Here is a 14,738-nt window from a genome sequence, read left to right on the forward strand (position 1 = left end):
ATCAAATATCAAAACCTTTTACTGTACAGCTTCCGGTTTTGGCGGGCGCGGCAATAAAGCCTTGCGTGATAATTTCAATTTGCCTTGTTTATCAACTTCCAGCAATTTAACCTTTACAATTTCGCCTACTTCAAAAATTCCATCCATCGTTTCGTAACGTTTCCAGTCAATTTCTGAAATGTGCAGCAAACCATCTTTGCCCGGCATAATCTCAACGAAAGCACCAAAAGGCATGATCGTTTTTACTTTACCTTCGTAAGTTTCGCCAACTTCGGGCTTGGCAACGATGGCACGGATTCGGGAAACAGCGGCATCAATGGCAGCTTTGTTATCTGCAAAAATCTCGATGATCCCTTGATTGTCCACTTCTTCAATGGCAATAGTTGCACCGGTTTCACGCTGCATTTCCTGAATAATTTTACCGCCGGGACCGATAATCGCACCGATAAATTCTTTATCAATGGTCATGCTTACAATGCGTGGTGCGTGTGGTTTGTAATCTTCACGCGGCTGGGCAAGCGTTTTCTTCATCTCGTTCAAGATGTGTAAACGGCCTTCTTTCGCCTGATCCAATGCTTTAATCAATACTTCGTTAGATAAACCATTGATCTTTAAATCCATCTGGCAGGCAACGATACCTTTTTCGGTACCAGTAACTTTAAAATCCATATCGCCTAAATGGTCTTCATCACCCAGAATATCAGAAAGAATAGCGTATTTTCCGGTTGCTTCATCGGTTATTAAACCCATTGCAATCCCGGAAACCGGCGCAGTTAATTTAATACCGGCATCCATCAAAGCCAAAGTTCCGGCACAAACCGTTGCCATGGAAGACGAACCGTTTGATTCCAGAATATCAGAAACCACACGGATGGTGTAAGGATTTTGCTCCAGGCCAGGCAATACTTTTCTCAAAGAACGCATAGCCAAATTACCGTGACCAATTTCTCGGCGGCCAGCGCCACGGTTCGGACGAACTTCGCCGGTTGAAAAACCAGGGAAATTATAATGCAATAAGAATTTGCTGTAACCATTGATGAACGCGCCATCAATCATTTGCTCATCGGTTTTAGAACCAAGCGTAACGGAAGTTAAGGACTGCGTTTCTCCACGGGTAAAAACAGCCGAACCGTGAGCAGCAGGCAAATAACTTACTTCGCTCCAGATCGGGCGGATTTGAGTGGTGCTGCGTCCATCCAAACGTTTGCCTTCATTTAAAACCAGATTACGAACAGCATCATACTGTACGTCATGGAAATATTTTTTAGCCAAAGCAACTTGTACCGGATCAGGGTTTTCGCCCATAGAAGCAATAAACTCATCACGGATTTGTTTAAAATCTTCACTGCGGTCATCTTTTCCTGATGCAGCAGCGGCAACGGCATAAGCTTTATCGTAAGTAGCAGCAAAAACCACTTCTCTTAATTCTAAATTAGAATGTTCGTGGTTGTAAATCCGTTTATCCGTTTTACCAACTTCTTCGCCCAGCTCAACCTGTACAGCAACTTGTTTTTTAATGGCTTCATGTGCAAAGCTGATCGCTTCTACCATTTCGGCTTCGGCAATTTCGTTTGCTTCACCTTCCACCATCACAATATCGGTAGCAGAACCGGCAACCATAAATTCTAAAGTTGCTTTTTGCAGATCGCTTAAAGTTGGGTTGATTACTAAAGTTCCATCAATTTTTGCTACGCGGACTTCGGAAATCGGCCCGTTAAAAGGAATATCCGAAACGGCAATGGCAGCAGAAGCAGCCAAACCGGCCAGGCAATCTGGCATTACGTTTTTATCCGCAGAAATTAACGAGATCATCACTTGTGTATCAGCATGATAATCCGAAGGAAATAACGGACGAAGTGCACGGTCCACCAAACGGGAAATCAACACTTCATAATCTGATAAACGTGCTTCGCGGCGTAAAAATCCGCCTGGAATCCGTCCGGTTGCTGCATATTTTTCCTGATAATCAACCGAAAGCGGCAGGAAATCCACGCCTTCTTTGGCTTCTTTGGAAGATACTACGGTTGCAAGCAACATCGTGTCTCCCATTTTCACTACGACCGAGCCATCGGCCTGTTTGGCCAGTTTTCCGGTTTCGATCTCAACGATGCGGCCATCGCCCAGATCAATTGTTTTTTTAATTACATTCATTTTGTTGTTGTATCGGTACGCTTTTCATCTTTTGAGCGCACCTGCTTTTTATATAAATTTTATTTTGTAAAAGTAAAAAAGCCACCTCCAAATGAGATGGCTTTTTGGAGGAAATTACTCCGGGTTATTTTATAATATCCCTTAGTTCCAATGCTTTAATAATAGCACGGTAACGGTTAATGTCCTTTTTAAACAAATAGCCTAACAAGGCACGGCGTTTACCAACCAGTTTCTGTAAAGCTAACTGGGTAGAAAAATCTTTTTTGTTTGTTTTTAAATGCCCGGTTAAATGAGCGATACGGGTTGTAAACAACGCAACCTGGCCTTCGGCAGAACCTGTATCGGTTGCACTTTGTCCGTGTTTTGCAAAAATCTCTGCTTTTGCTTCTTTACTTAAATACATTACCTGAATAATATTAAAGCGTTAATAATTTGTGTGAATTGTAGCGCGAAGGTAAAGCAAAAAAGGTTATGATGCAAGTAGGCGCCATGCTTCTTTTACCGGGTAAAAGTTTGCGTTGTGATAAAAACCAATGCTGCTTTTATCACCCTAAAAGTTACTTATTTTTTAATTTTTTGCTGATCATAACATTCACATCACGTTTAGATAAATCATGCGAAATGCGGTTGATCTGGTCTTCGGATAACTGGCTGCCACTTTTGCCTGTACTTAAAGTGGTCAGGGCAGATGAAATAGTATAAGTTCCTTTTGTAGCATAACTGATAGCACGGGCCAGCAATGCTTCGTTTGTATCGCCAAAATCATGGGTAACATCATCAGAAGCCTGCACACCTGGATAAGTTGCTGAACCTGGTGTCATTCCCGCATAATAACCGCCCTGACTTGCAGAATTTTTAGTTTCAAACTCTGGCGTATATAACTGGTAACTGCCAATCGGGATCGCAAAAAAACCGACCGGTTTGCCATAAGTAGTTGTGCCGATTAGTTGTACATTCAGTTCCGGAATTAAATTATTAATGGTGAGCTCGCTTGCAGAAGCGGTAGAGCCCGTAACAATAAAAAACACACGGTTAATGTTTAAACTGCCTGCTTTGGTAAAATTAACCTGATTGTTCGAAGGTTTAAAATCGCCTTTATTAATCTGGTATTTTTCGGCTAATAACGGATAGTTGTCATTCTGTAGCTTATCGTTAAAATAAGAAGTGTACATTAAAGTGTTGGTTTTTGCATATGGCACTATTAAATCAGAAAGATATTCTGCTGTTGATACAGAACCGCCGCCGTTGTAACGCAAATCAACCACCAGATCGGTAATACCAGCCGCAGTAAAACTGGTAAAAGCTGCATCTAAGTAAGCCTTTGCGTTGGTTGGGTCTGTAAAGCTGTTAAATACAACATAACCCATTTTGTTACCGTTGCCTAAATCTATTACTTTGCTTTTTAGTACGGGGTTTACAGTATAATTAGCTGCGTTTAGCGTAACATCAAAAGTTGTATTATCGGGCTTTTGCAAAGTCAGGCTGATGGTGGAAGAATTATAGTAAGCGTTGATCACAAAATTGTAATTCGTGCCGTTTGTACCATCATAACTTAAAGACGAGTTTTTGTTGATTTTGATGATCTGGTAACCTCTAACCAAACCTGCCTGATCTGCCGGAGAACCGGGATAAACATATTCAACCCGAAGATCTGAACTGGTATTATAAGCCGGACTAAACCCAAAATCTTTATTCGTTCCGCCTAAAGAAGTTGCAACCTCGCCTCCATCAATAAAAGAATATTTAGCTTCACCGGGATAATTAGGATCGTATTCATAAGGTCTGGGAGGATTGGAAGTTGCCGGATTGATTTTATATTGAGAAAGCGCATCAACTTCGCTTTGCAGCGCCAATACATCAGTTGTTCCGGTAAAACCACGCGGTTTAAAAACATCATAAGTCGGCAAAGCATCATACCATAAATAATCTTCCTGGGTAAACAGGTAAACAGAATCTTTTATATGGTCTAATGCTGTACCGGTTGTTGTTCCGGCAGAAGTTGTTGTGGGGTTATCTTTTTTACATGCAGTAAAAAAAACAACAAATAATAAGCTGATAGTTAAGTAAGTACCGTATTTCTTCATTTCTATTTCACAAAAGCTGATATACGTAAAAATCAGACGAATGTTAAACGGATACTTCCGGAATAAATTTTCCTGCTACCGAATAAAATCATACAAATTGGCGTAATCTACTCCTGCTGCCTGCGCACAAAGCTCATCGTTGGTATGGTTGCCAATCATCATCAAATCACGGCGCTGCAAATTGTGCACAGATAAAATATGATGAAGTGCATCTGGTTCTGGCTTTGGCTTTATTTCATCTGCAAAATAACAAACCAGGTAATTTTCCAAACCGTTCCATTCAATATGCTTGATCTTGTTGAGTTGCTGCTGCGGATTGCCATTTGTAAGGATAAAAATCTGTTTACGGTCAACCACAATTTGCTGCAGCAAATCCAGCATTTGCTGGTAAAGCAGTAATTTAAGCGGAACGTGGGCAGTATTTAACAAGCGCTTGAAGTTTTCCTGGTACCTGGTTTCGAGCGAATACTTTTTCTGCACGGTTTCAAACACGGCCTCTTCGCCCTGCTCGTGATAGGCATCCACCATCGTGGTAATCATTGCTTTGCTGTCCCACTGCTCGGTATGGCCAACAAAAGCAGCAAAGAGATAATATACCTGAAAAAAATAATCCTGCGCCGGGTACAAAACATTGTCCAGTTCAAAAACGAAAGCTTTTTTTCGCGGATCAAGATCGGTATATCTAAAAATCATACAACAGCAAACGGTTTAAGATTAAAAAGCTGATGTTCCTGAAAACAAATTTCAAATAAACCGTTCAATTGCAATGCTGTTCCAATTTGTTTAATGGTTTCTTTGGAGATGATTGCGCCCAGGTTCCAAACTGATGTTAATTTTTCACCGGTAAAAGAAGCATACATTAGTTTTTGGGTTGAAGGACGAAAAGTACGCAGCAACAGCATTTCATTGGCAGCAAATAATTTGGCAGCTTTGGTAAACGAAATTACAGGTTTTCCACCTAAAGAAGCTGTTTTATACAGATCATTTATCAGCCAAACCAAATCCGGGTTTTCAACAGCAGCAACGGCGATATTCTCTGTTGGATAACCTAATTGCAAACAAGCTTTAGAAAATTCTCCGAAGGAAGAAGTTACCCGAAACGGTACTGTTTTTATGCCACTAAAATTTAGTTTTTGAAGGACTTCTGCAGGATTTGATAACAGTTTTCGGGTAATTAAATCAGGAAGATGAAGCTGAATATTAAACTCGGAAAACAGTTCTGTTGCTTCAGCTAACAATTCCTGCTCAGAAAAAGACATTGGAAAAACAGCATCTATTTGATTATCCAGACAAATATTTAATACCTGATGGATGTAATCAGCCTGCGAAACTTGCGGAAGTATAATTTGTTGGATTGAAGGAATTTGTGCGATAAAAGAAGCATCGCCATAAATAAACTCGTATTGCGGCAACCATTTCTCCAAAAAATAAACACTTGGATTTTGTCCGCATGTGATTAGCGCTTTCGTCATGCTTCGATCAGCCCATCTTTCATCATCACTTTCCGATCGCTCATTTCGGCTAACTCTTCATTATGCGTTACGATGATAAAAGTTTGTTTAAACTGGTCGCGCAGCGAAAAAAACAACTGGTGCAGTTCCATTGCGTTTTTAGAATCCAGGTTTCCGGAAGGTTCATCCGCCAAAATCAAAGCCGGACTGTTAATTAAAGCGCGTGCAACGGCCACACGCTGCTGCTCGCCGCCCGAAAGCTGGCTGGGCTTGTGTGTTTTCCGGTGACCTAAATTCAACATTTCCAACAATTCACTGGCACGTGTTTCGGCTTCCACTTTTGTTTTTCCGGCGATGTAAGCCGGGATGCAAATATTTTCGATCGCATTAAATTCAGCTAACAAATGATGGAACTGGAAGATAAACCCGATTTCTTTATTGCGGAAAGCGCTTAATTGTTTCTGGTTCATTACGCTGGTATCGGCATTATTTAACAAAATCCGGCCAGAATCCGGTTTATCCAGCGTACCGATAATATTGAGCAAAGAACTTTTCCCGGCACCGGAAGCGCCAACGATACTTACAATTTCTCCGGCACTTACATCCAGGTCAACACCTTTTAATATGGGTAATGTTCCGTACGATTTTTTGATTGACCTTGCTTTCAGCATTTGGCAAAAATAGGGATAAGGTTTGTAGGGAACAATGTGGGAAGGTTGGGTTTTAAGAGAAATAAATATGCAAGCAGTGGTTAATAAATCTTGGAGAGAATTAATTTGAGAAACGGATTTATGAGAATATCTTTAAAGTGTTTGTTTTAAAAAAGCTCTAATCAGTTTAATTATTAAAATTGTTCAACATTTAAAAGAAGCATCTTCTTGTTGGTTAGATTACGTTCAATACGAATCCGAGTTATTTTTAAGGTGTCTACAAATAACATCTTTTTAAATATATCACTGCGGCTTACTGGTTGTTTATTTATTTCAAATTGGTAATTATCCATTATGCTATTAACAGTTTCTTTTCTTAGAATATTCCATGTTGATCTGTCAATTGTTTTTATTTTATTTTTTAAATTTTCAAGCGCGTAGGTTTTAGTATAAACGATAACCGCTCCATTCTTATCAGCGGGATTTTTTCTGGTTGCCTCAATACTTGCTATATCTATTGGTTGGATTGAAGGAATATTAGATGATAAATATTTTTTGCCGTCTATATACCAAACCGGCAATTTATCCATAAAAGATTTATATTGACCTTTAACAGCTTCGTATTTAATAAAAATATCATCTTTAATCGTTGGTTGCAGGTTTTTAAAATTCCAAATAAGTTGTTGTCCGTTTATTTTAAAATGTTCTTTAGGTGTAGTACTCAGTAACTGATCTGTAGGTATATTTTTAAGGTTTACCACAACTTTGGCATTTTCAATCGGGCCTTTCCAAGCTGCTCCTGTACTTAACAAGTAATTAAAAAAACGATTGCTTTTAACAGCACCAGATGGCAAACGATATTTTACAATAATTTTTAGAGATTCATTCTGATCAAAATGCACTTTCCATAAATACCAGGGCTTATTTTGATTTTGGTAATCCTGTAGCAACTTATACCTTTCCTGACCATCATGTCCTGAAAGCATGGATAATAAATTTTGTGGAACAAAGATGTCAACCTTGTTAATTTTATTCTCTCTTACAAAAACTTCAAATTGGTTTTTGGTTTTCTGGCTCGTAAGGCTTTCTGAAAGATTACTGCTCCATAAGTAAAAGTTCATAATAGGGAACCCAATTTCCAAATCTTGTGCCTTGTCAAAATTGTGCATATTAAATACACATTCTACAAATGAACTATCTTTATATAAGTCCACAGTTACCAACTCTGATACCATCTGAATATTGACAGGCTGTGCAGGTACAATACCTTTTACATTAATTGGATTAGGGATTATATCGGCATAAGTGAATAAACCAATCAAATTAAAAAGAATAAGTAATAGTAAGTACTTGCTCATAAATAGAGTTTATAAATGGTTATGTAAGATACTACAAAGTATAACTTTTATTCCGGCTTTTTAATTTCAAACAGTTTTTGATTAAACTTTTCAAAACTATCCACACAAAGGAAATTAATAAAGTACTAAGTAATGGCTTACGGCAATTGTTGCCCTTGTTTCCTTTTATAAGTAAGATATTTACGGACAGGAATATCAAAAATTACCATTGCTAAATAGGCTATGCCGATCAAAAGGATTACGCCTGTGGTTATGATCAAAAACAGATGGGTTGTGTTTGGTTTGTTACGGGTGTAATAATTTAAAAACATCCAGATCACGGCATAATGTGTCATGTACAGCGGATAGGATATTTTTCCGGAAAATATGCAGAGTTTTTTAAGCCCTTGTGCCAACGTAGCCCCTGCCCCTAACGCGATAAGTAATGGAAAATAAAACAGTACAACCAGCGGTTCGGTGAGCCAGTTCCATTTAGAAAAAGGCATTAAAAACGATAACACCAGCAATACAGACAAACCGATAAAACCGAGTTTGTTTTTAATGATCCAGTTAGAACGATAAACAAGCATGCCTGCTAAAAATGAGTAGGAAATACGGGCGCTGCCGTCCCAGAAGTTTTCTTCGCCCCATCCGCCCATTAATGATCCTGCGCGGTAACAAACAAAGCAAAGGGCTGCCGCAGAAATGATGGTTAATAATATCAAAGAGCGGCGGCTGATTTTGTAAAGGACAAAAGCATAAAAAATATTGGCAACATACTCCCAAAATAACGACCACGAAGGGGCATTTAAACCGAACAGGTTAAAAGAGCGTTCTGTAATAACAGGAAAAGGGACAAGAAAAATGGAGCAAATAAATATCAGGAGTATTTTTCCGGCAGAATAGAGTTCCGGGTGACCGCCGAAGGGGTCAAAAAGAAAAGCCAGCAGGCCTAATACCGAGCCTAAAATAACCAAAGGGTGCAGCCGTATCAGCCTTGATTTAAAAAACTCCGTCATTCCCATTTTCCCAATACGGTCATCATAAGCATAGGCAATTACAAATCCCGATAAACAGAAAAAAAAATCTACCGCTAAAAATCCATGTGCAATAAAATTTTGGTTGTAATCCGTAATAGCCATTTCCATAAAATGAAAAAGTACAACTGCCAAAGCGGCTATTCCCCTTAATCCATCCAGAATTTCAAAATGCTGTTTCGTTCTTAGTAGCTCCGGGCGGGGTTTTTCTATGTTCATTAATTCTATTTTATTAGGCTAAAAGTTGATGACACAACATTGTCTTAGGGTTAGTACAGCGCCAAGATTACGAATAATAACAGTTCCGTCAAATTTTCTAATTCAGTATAGGTTTTCCATATACTTGTACCCACCTCCCTATTTATTCTAAAATTAAAACCTGTACGTTATTTTTTCCTCATCAATCAAACCAACATCCCAAAACCGAAACAACTTAAAACAACGCAGCAAATCACTTTTCCATTTTTATTTTTAACCTGAAATTGTAGCTTTACCACAAAATCTTTTTCAAAATGAACATTCACGAATATCAGGGCAAAGCCATCCTAAAAAGCTACGGTGTTAGGGTTCAGGAAGGCATTCTTGCCGAGAACGTTGAACAGGCGGTGGAAGCAGCCAAAAAATTAAAGGAAGAATATGGTTCTGACTGGGTTGTGGTGAAAGCACAAATCCACGCCGGCGGTCGCGGTAAAGGCGGCGGCGTTAAAGTTGCCAAAAACCTGGACGATGTTAAAGAAAAAGCCGGTGCCATTTTAGGGATGCAACTGGTTACGCCGCAAACCGGGCCAGAAGGTAAAAAAGTAAATAAAGTGCTTATTGCACAGGATGTTTATTATCCGGGGCCATCAGAAACCAAAGAATTTTACGTGAGCGTTTTGATGGACCGTGCAAAAGGCCGTAACGTGGTGATGTATTCTACCGAAGGCGGAATGGATATTGAAGAAGTTGCGCATTCTACGCCGGAACTGATCCATAAAGAAGAAATTGACCCGAAAGTTGGTTTACAAGGTTTCCAGGCACGTAAAATTGCTTTCAATTTAGGTTTATCCGGAGATGCTTTTAAAGAAATGGTGAAATTTATCACCGCTTTATACAAAGCTTACGAAGCAACAGATTCTTCTCAGTTTGAGATCAACCCGGTTTTAAAAACTTCTGATAATAAAATTCTGGCTGTTGATGCAAAAGTAAATATCGATGATAACGCTTTGTACCGTCACCCGGATTACGCGGCAATGCGTGATACGGCAGAAGAAGATCCGACGGAAGTGGAAGCAAGCGAATCTAACCTGAACTATGTTAAACTTGACGGAAACGTTGGTTGCATGGTTAACGGTGCTGGTTTGGCAATGGCAACCATGGATATTATTAAAATTGCCGGTGGCGAGCCTGCTAACTTTTTAGATGTTGGCGGAACCGCAAACGCACAAACGGTAAAAGCGGCTTTCGGTATTATTTTAAAAGATCCAAACGTTAAAGCAATCCTGATTAATATTTTTGGCGGAATTGTACGTTGCGACCGTGTAGCGCAAGGTGTAATTGATGCTTATAAAGAAATGGGCGATATTCCGGTTCCGATTATTGTTCGTTTACAAGGAACAAATGCAGTTGAAGCTAAAAAACTGATCGACGAATCTGGTTTAAAAGTGTTTTCGGCTATCTTGTTAAAAGAAGCTGCTGATCGTGTTAAAGAAGTTTTAGCGTAAGTTTCTCAACCTAAAATTTATAAAGCAAGGCTGTCTTTTTACAGACAGCCTTTTTTATTGATGCTTCTTTTACCGGATAAAAATTAAGCAGGCAAATAATCTTGTTGTCAATAAATCTGCAAGTTCCTGCTGTAAAAATTAAAAAGCAAAATTTCCCTAATTTTGTACATGCTTACTCACCGCCAGCTTTTTTTGCTGAATGTTGCCCAAACATCCAACTCACCAAGATTATTAGAAATTGAACGTGCCGAAGGACTACATTTGTACGACGTTCAAGGCAAAACTTATATGGATTTGGTTTCAGGTTTTGCGGTAAGCAACACCGGACATAAACATCCTGAAATTGTACAGGCGATAAAAGACCAGGTAGATCTGTACATGCACTTGAGCGTTTACGGCGAATATGTGCAAACGCCACAAGTTAAGCTGGCAGAAAAAATAACCTCACTCCTTCCAGAACAGCTCAATTCGGTTTACTTCACCAATTCGGGCACAGAAGCAACGGAAGGCGCCATGAAATTAGCCAAACGTTTTACCGGCCGGTCAGAAATTATTGCCTGTAAAAACAGCTATCATGGCAGTTCACAAGGCGCTTTAAGTTTGATGGGAAATGAGGGATTTAAACAAGCTTATCGTCCATTGCTTCCGGGAATTAAATTTATCAACTTTAATCAGCAACAGGATTTAGAACAGATTACAACCGAAACCGCAGCTGTAATTGTAGAAACCATTCAGGGAGAAGCAGGAATACGTGTTCCTGAGGTAGAATATATGCTTCTTTTAAGGCATAAATGTTCGCAAACCGGAACTTTACTGATTTTGGATGAAATACAAACGGGTTTCGGCCGGACCGGAAAACTGTATGCTTTTGAACATTTCGGGATCGTTCCTGATATTTTGTTAACCGCAAAAGCTTTTGGCGGCGGCATGCCTTTGGGCGCTTTTATCGCACCAAAATATTTGATGGATGCGTTAAAAGAAAACCCGATTTTAGGCCATATCACTACTTTTGGCGGCCATCCGGTTTGTTGTGCAGCAGGTTTAGCTTCGCTGGAAGTAATCCTGAAAGAAGATTTGATGCGAGATGTTGCTGAAAAAGAAAGCCTGTTTAGAGAATTGCTTCAGCATAAAGAAATTAAAGAAGTGCGCGGAAAAGGATTGATGCTGGCCATCCAGTTAAGCAGCTTTAACCAGGTAGAAAGCGTGAGTAAACGCTGTGTGGAAAACGGGGTAATTGTAGATTGGTTTCTGCATTGTGAAACCGCTTTGCGTATTGCGCCGCCGTTAATTATCACGGAAGAAGAAATCCGGAAAGCTTGTGCGGTGATTTTGGAAGCGATTGAATTTTACAAATAAGAATAACATTAAATGTACTTACATAAACATATTTCAGCTAATAACATCTCTGTTGACAGCTTTCCGTTTAAACGTGAAATTGCAATGGAAGCATATATTCTTGAGAATCCGACAGTATTATCTTTAGAAACTGATGGATTTAACGAAGTAGATATTTTAGAGAGCGAAGTATCACTGATAAATGGCAGAACTGATAAAGACACAGATGGTAGAATTGATATTTTAGCTAAGTATGGGCAGGAATACCTTGCTATTGTTGAACTAAAATTAGGAGAATTAACAGATCGGCATCTTTGGCAATTAGAAAGTTACTTAAAAGAAAAAGAACAAATATTTCAAAAATTTTCGGATAAATGGGATAAAACAGTAAGTAACGAACCTAAATGGATTGGCATAATGGTAGGTAAGACAATCAATCCAGATTTAATGCTTAAAATCAGAAAAGGTTATTATTTTAATGATATTATTCCAATTGCAGCTTTAACAATAAATAGATATCAAGGAAAAGATGGAAACATCTATGTAATTACAGATACCTATTTTACTGAAAGAATAAAAAATAAAGATTATACCAAATATATTTTTAACGGTAAAAAATATGGCAAGAGTAGATTAGTATTAGCGGTAATCAAAGATTATGTAGAACAAAATCCAATGATATCTTTTAGTCAACTAAAAGCGAAATTTCCTGACAAATTACAAAGTCGAGAAACGTTTACGACTGAAAAAGAAGCAAAATCAAAAATAGACAGAAGGAATTTTATGGAACCTGATGAACTAATAACATTATCAGATGAAACGATTGCTGTAAGTACTCAATGGGGTATTAAAAATATCGATAATTTTATTAATAATTGTAAGCAAATGAATATAACAATCGTGAAGAGTTCTTCATAAAGCCTGTCTTTGTTTTTTTCCACTAAACAGCATCAAGCCATTTTATTTCTTTTAATTAAATAAGCTTTTAGAACCTGATCATAACCTTGATGCAGATTCGCGTCAACCAGATCAATATGATATTGCACGCATTTTAATTCCAGGCTGTGCCGATAATTGTTTAAGGCAGAACGGTAACCTTCCCGGATTTCGTTTGGATGTACCTTCATCTCCTCTCCGCTTTCCAAATCAACAAAATGATAAGGCCTGTTTTCAAAATTAAACTCCAGCTCTTTCTGATGATCTGTAATATTGAAAATCACAACTTCGTGTTTGGCGTGTTTTAAATGTTGCAGGGAAGCAAAAAGATCGGCAGATTTCTGTTCGTCCATGGCGTTTTCCAGCATATCGCTAAAAATAATGATAAGCGAACGTTTGTGCACTTGCCCGGCCAGCTGATGTAAAACCTCCGCAATTCCGGTTGACCGCATGCTTCTTTTATCATGCAAAATCTTTTCTAACTGAGCAAAAAGGTAAAACAGATGAGCGGAAGTAGATTTAGCCGGACTGATGAAATTAACCTGATCTGAAAAAAGACAAAGGCCAAATGCATCGCGCTGTTTCTTAAACAAATACATGAGAGAAGCTGCAGCATAAACGGCAAATTCCAGTTTACTTAAATTTTTTTCCGGGAAGTTCATGGAAGAGGAAGTATCCAGAACCAGAAAGCAACGGAGGTTGGTTTCTTCTTCAAACTGCTTAACGAACAGTTTATCTGTTCTGGCCATCAGTTTCCAATCTACATTTCGCACTGATTCGCCATTATTATAAGCACGATGTTCGGCAAACTCCACCGAAAAACCGTGAAATGGACTTTGGTGTAAACCGGTTATAAAGCCTTCTACCACTTGCTTGGCAAGCAACTCTAAGTTGGCAAACTGCTGGATTTCCTGGTTTTGGCTTAGGCTGATACTCATGAAGTAAACATGAAGTGGGTTGTGAGATTAAAATTGGAAAATTAATTTTTAGGTGGTAAAAGAAGCATCATTCAATATAACCTTGCTCTGTTAATCTTTTAATCATAGCATCTTCATCAATTGTTTCTGATTCTGACTTAATAAATATTTCGGCCAGAAAAACATTTTCTTTTGAAACAAAAATTTCAAAGCTCATTTAAAAAGTCTTTGGCGTTCTTAAATTCTATTTCACCTTTTTCCCATCTTTTAATGTCAATCAATGAACCTTTTAAAGATTTAAAAATCTGCTTTTCCTTTTTATTTAACGGTCGTGTTTGAGTCTTGGCTTCCTTTTTATCATGAATCTCATAATCCAATTTAAGCGCTTTCAAAATTGCTTTCAGCGCTTTTTCAGCTTTTTTATCTTCTGTGTTGATTGTGAACGTTATCATAATCTCAAATTTAATTAATTTTTCTGCTGAATTGTTTATCGCAAGTCTTTGTATCACAAAAATATGTGATAAAAGAAGCATTTAAAAAACTTGGCATAAAAAAACCCGGCTTTAATTAAGCCAGGTTTTTTTATATGATAAAAGAAGTATTATACCAGTTGTTTATTCAATTTGTCTGATAAAACCGATTTTGGCACGGCGCCAATTTGCTTGTCCACAATTTCACCGTTCTTAAAAAACAATAAAGCCGGAATGTTACGGATACCAAATTTCATGGAAATGCCCGGGTTGTTATCCACGTTCACTTTTCCAACAACTGCTTTATCGCCAAAATCTTTTGCAATTTCTTCTACTACCGGTCCAACCATGCGGCAAGGTCCGCACCATTCTGCCCAAAAGTCAACCAGTACGGGTTTATCTGATTTTAACACAACTTCATCAAAGTTGGCATCTGTAATTTCTAAAGCCATGATTTTTATGTTTTATAATGTTTAAACAAATATAGAATAATCAATTTGCTTGCCACAGTTGTTATATGACAATCTGACAATTAGCAGACTTCAATAATTACCCGGTAAAAACAGCATTGCTCAATTTTAATCTGCTTTTAATAAAGCCGCTACAATTTATTGGTTTCTTTACTGCAGATTTTAAATGTTGCTAACTTAAGAAGTTTCAAAACTGC

At 38.3% G+C, this 14,738-nt stretch carries 15 protein-coding genes; 3 read left to right on the plus strand and 12 right to left on the minus strand.

Annotation, left to right across the window (positions count from 1 at the left end; translation table 11 throughout):
• Positions 1–18: 18 nt before the first annotated feature.
• The 8 genes from pnp to GO621_RS04835 form a co-directional block, all read right to left on the minus strand.
• Complete coding sequence (pnp, locus tag GO621_RS04800) at positions 19–2,151, minus strand: polyribonucleotide nucleotidyltransferase (protein WP_157564714.1); 2,133 nt, start codon at positions 2,149–2,151, stop codon at positions 19–21.
• 124 nt (positions 2,152–2,275) lie between these two features.
• The gene (rpsO, locus tag GO621_RS04805; RefSeq protein ID WP_157564715.1) at positions 2,276–2,554 is read right to left on the minus strand and encodes a 30S ribosomal protein S15; all 279 of its coding nucleotides are present in this window, start codon (positions 2,552–2,554) and stop codon (positions 2,276–2,278) included.
• A 154-nt stretch (positions 2,555–2,708) separates the two neighbouring features.
• A complete protein-coding gene (locus GO621_RS04810) occupies positions 2,709–4,235 on the minus strand; it encodes a S41 family peptidase (RefSeq protein WP_157564717.1) in 1,527 nt (508 codons plus the stop codon).
• Between the two features lie 75 nt (positions 4,236–4,310).
• A complete protein-coding gene (locus tag GO621_RS04815; RefSeq protein ID WP_157564719.1) occupies positions 4,311–4,928 on the minus strand; it encodes an HAD family hydrolase in 618 nt (205 codons plus the stop codon).
• Complete coding sequence (locus GO621_RS04820; RefSeq protein ID WP_157564722.1) at positions 4,925–5,707, minus strand: ATP-grasp domain-containing protein; 783 nt, start codon at positions 5,705–5,707, stop codon at positions 4,925–4,927. Before GO621_RS04820 ends, GO621_RS04815 begins: the two co-directional genes overlap by 4 nt.
• Positions 5,704–6,357: an ABC transporter ATP-binding protein gene (locus tag GO621_RS04825; RefSeq protein ID WP_157564724.1), complete on the minus strand. Its 654-nt coding sequence runs from the start codon at positions 6,355–6,357 to the stop codon at positions 5,704–5,706. The genes GO621_RS04820 and GO621_RS04825 overlap by 4 nt, the downstream gene beginning before the upstream one ends.
• 173 nt (positions 6,358–6,530) lie before the next feature.
• A complete protein-coding gene (locus tag GO621_RS04830; protein ID WP_157564726.1) occupies positions 6,531–7,694 on the minus strand; it encodes a hypothetical protein in 1,164 nt (387 codons plus the stop codon).
• A 137-nt stretch (positions 7,695–7,831) separates the two neighbouring features.
• Positions 7,832–8,929: an acyltransferase family protein gene (locus tag GO621_RS04835; RefSeq protein ID WP_157564727.1), complete on the minus strand. Its 1,098-nt coding sequence runs from the start codon at positions 8,927–8,929 to the stop codon at positions 7,832–7,834.
• A 293-nt stretch (positions 8,930–9,222) separates the two neighbouring features.
• On the opposite strand from GO621_RS04835, the gene sucC reads away from it, so the two are divergent.
• The 3 genes from sucC to GO621_RS04850 all read left to right on the plus strand — a co-directional run bounded on the left by sucC (position 9,223) and on the right by GO621_RS04850 (position 12,666).
• On the plus strand, positions 9,223–10,413 hold the full coding sequence (gene sucC / locus GO621_RS04840; RefSeq protein WP_157564729.1) for an ADP-forming succinate--CoA ligase subunit beta: 1,191 nt from the start codon (positions 9,223–9,225) through the stop codon (positions 10,411–10,413).
• Positions 10,414–10,581: 168 nt separating this feature from the next.
• Entirely contained in the window at positions 10,582–11,769 is a 1,188-nt protein-coding gene (locus tag GO621_RS04845) for an aspartate aminotransferase family protein (protein WP_157564731.1), read from the plus strand.
• 84 nt (positions 11,770–11,853) lie between these two features.
• On the plus strand, positions 11,854–12,666 hold the full coding sequence (locus GO621_RS04850) for a PDDEXK family nuclease (RefSeq protein WP_157564733.1): 813 nt from the start codon (positions 11,854–11,856) through the stop codon (positions 12,664–12,666).
• 32 nt (positions 12,667–12,698) lie between these two features.
• Here GO621_RS04850 and GO621_RS04855 read toward each other — a convergent pair whose 3' ends face one another.
• The 4 genes from GO621_RS04855 to trxA form a co-directional block, all read right to left on the minus strand.
• On the minus strand, positions 12,699–13,622 hold the full coding sequence (locus tag GO621_RS04855) for a DUF58 domain-containing protein (protein ID WP_157564735.1): 924 nt from the start codon (positions 13,620–13,622) through the stop codon (positions 12,699–12,701).
• Positions 13,623–13,689: 67 nt separating this feature from the next.
• A complete protein-coding gene (locus GO621_RS19185) occupies positions 13,690–13,818 on the minus strand; it encodes a hypothetical protein (RefSeq protein WP_262884980.1) in 129 nt (42 codons plus the stop codon).
• A complete protein-coding gene (locus tag GO621_RS04860; RefSeq protein ID WP_157564737.1) occupies positions 13,808–14,134 on the minus strand; it encodes a hypothetical protein in 327 nt (108 codons plus the stop codon). Before GO621_RS04860 ends, GO621_RS19185 begins: the two co-directional genes overlap by 11 nt.
• 68 nt (positions 14,135–14,202) lie before the next feature.
• Positions 14,203–14,523, minus strand: a complete 321-nt coding sequence (trxA, locus tag GO621_RS04865; protein ID WP_157564739.1) for a thioredoxin — start codon at positions 14,521–14,523, stop codon at positions 14,203–14,205.
• Positions 14,524–14,738 lie beyond the last annotated feature (215 nt).

This window comes from Mucilaginibacter arboris (assembly GCF_009754915.1).
In the GTDB taxonomy this organism is placed as follows: domain Bacteria; phylum Bacteroidota; class Bacteroidia; order Sphingobacteriales; family Sphingobacteriaceae; genus Mucilaginibacter_A; species Mucilaginibacter_A arboris.

What these genes read in the sequence shown, in the direction of transcription:
- pnp (WP_157564714.1), bottom strand. Translation starts at nt 2,151, where the DNA reads ATGAATGTAATTAAAAAAACAATTGATCTGGGCGATGGCCGCATCGTT.
- rpsO (WP_157564715.1), bottom strand. Translation starts at nt 2,554, where the DNA reads ATGTATTTAAGTAAAGAAGCAAAAGCAGAGATTTTTGCAAAACACGGA.
- GO621_RS04810 (WP_157564717.1), bottom strand. Translation starts at nt 4,235, where the DNA reads ATGAAGAAATACGGTACTTACTTAACTATCAGCTTATTATTTGTTGTT.
- GO621_RS04815 (WP_157564719.1), bottom strand. Translation starts at nt 4,928, where the DNA reads ATGATTTTTAGATATACCGATCTTGATCCGCGAAAAAAAGCTTTCGTT.
- GO621_RS04820 (WP_157564722.1), bottom strand. Translation starts at nt 5,707, where the DNA reads ATGACGAAAGCGCTAATCACATGCGGACAAAATCCAAGTGTTTATTTT.
- GO621_RS04825 (WP_157564724.1), bottom strand. Translation starts at nt 6,357, where the DNA reads ATGCTGAAAGCAAGGTCAATCAAAAAATCGTACGGAACATTACCCATA.
- GO621_RS04830 (WP_157564726.1), bottom strand. Translation starts at nt 7,694, where the DNA reads ATGAGCAAGTACTTACTATTACTTATTCTTTTTAATTTGATTGGTTTA.
- GO621_RS04835 (WP_157564727.1), bottom strand. Translation starts at nt 8,929, where the DNA reads ATGAACATAGAAAAACCCCGCCCGGAGCTACTAAGAACGAAACAGCAT.
- sucC (WP_157564729.1), top strand. Translation starts at nt 9,223, where the DNA reads ATGAACATTCACGAATATCAGGGCAAAGCCATCCTAAAAAGCTACGGT.
- GO621_RS04845 (WP_157564731.1), top strand. Translation starts at nt 10,582, where the DNA reads ATGCTTACTCACCGCCAGCTTTTTTTGCTGAATGTTGCCCAAACATCC.
- GO621_RS04850 (WP_157564733.1), top strand. Translation starts at nt 11,854, where the DNA reads ATGGAAGCATATATTCTTGAGAATCCGACAGTATTATCTTTAGAAACT.
- GO621_RS04855 (WP_157564735.1), bottom strand. Translation starts at nt 13,622, where the DNA reads ATGAGTATCAGCCTAAGCCAAAACCAGGAAATCCAGCAGTTTGCCAAC.
- GO621_RS19185 (WP_262884980.1), bottom strand. Translation starts at nt 13,818, where the DNA reads ATGAGCTTTGAAATTTTTGTTTCAAAAGAAAATGTTTTTCTGGCCGAA.
- GO621_RS04860 (WP_157564737.1), bottom strand. Translation starts at nt 14,134, where the DNA reads ATGCTTCTTTTATCACATATTTTTGTGATACAAAGACTTGCGATAAAC.
- trxA (WP_157564739.1), bottom strand. Translation starts at nt 14,523, where the DNA reads ATGGCTTTAGAAATTACAGATGCCAACTTTGATGAAGTTGTGTTAAAA.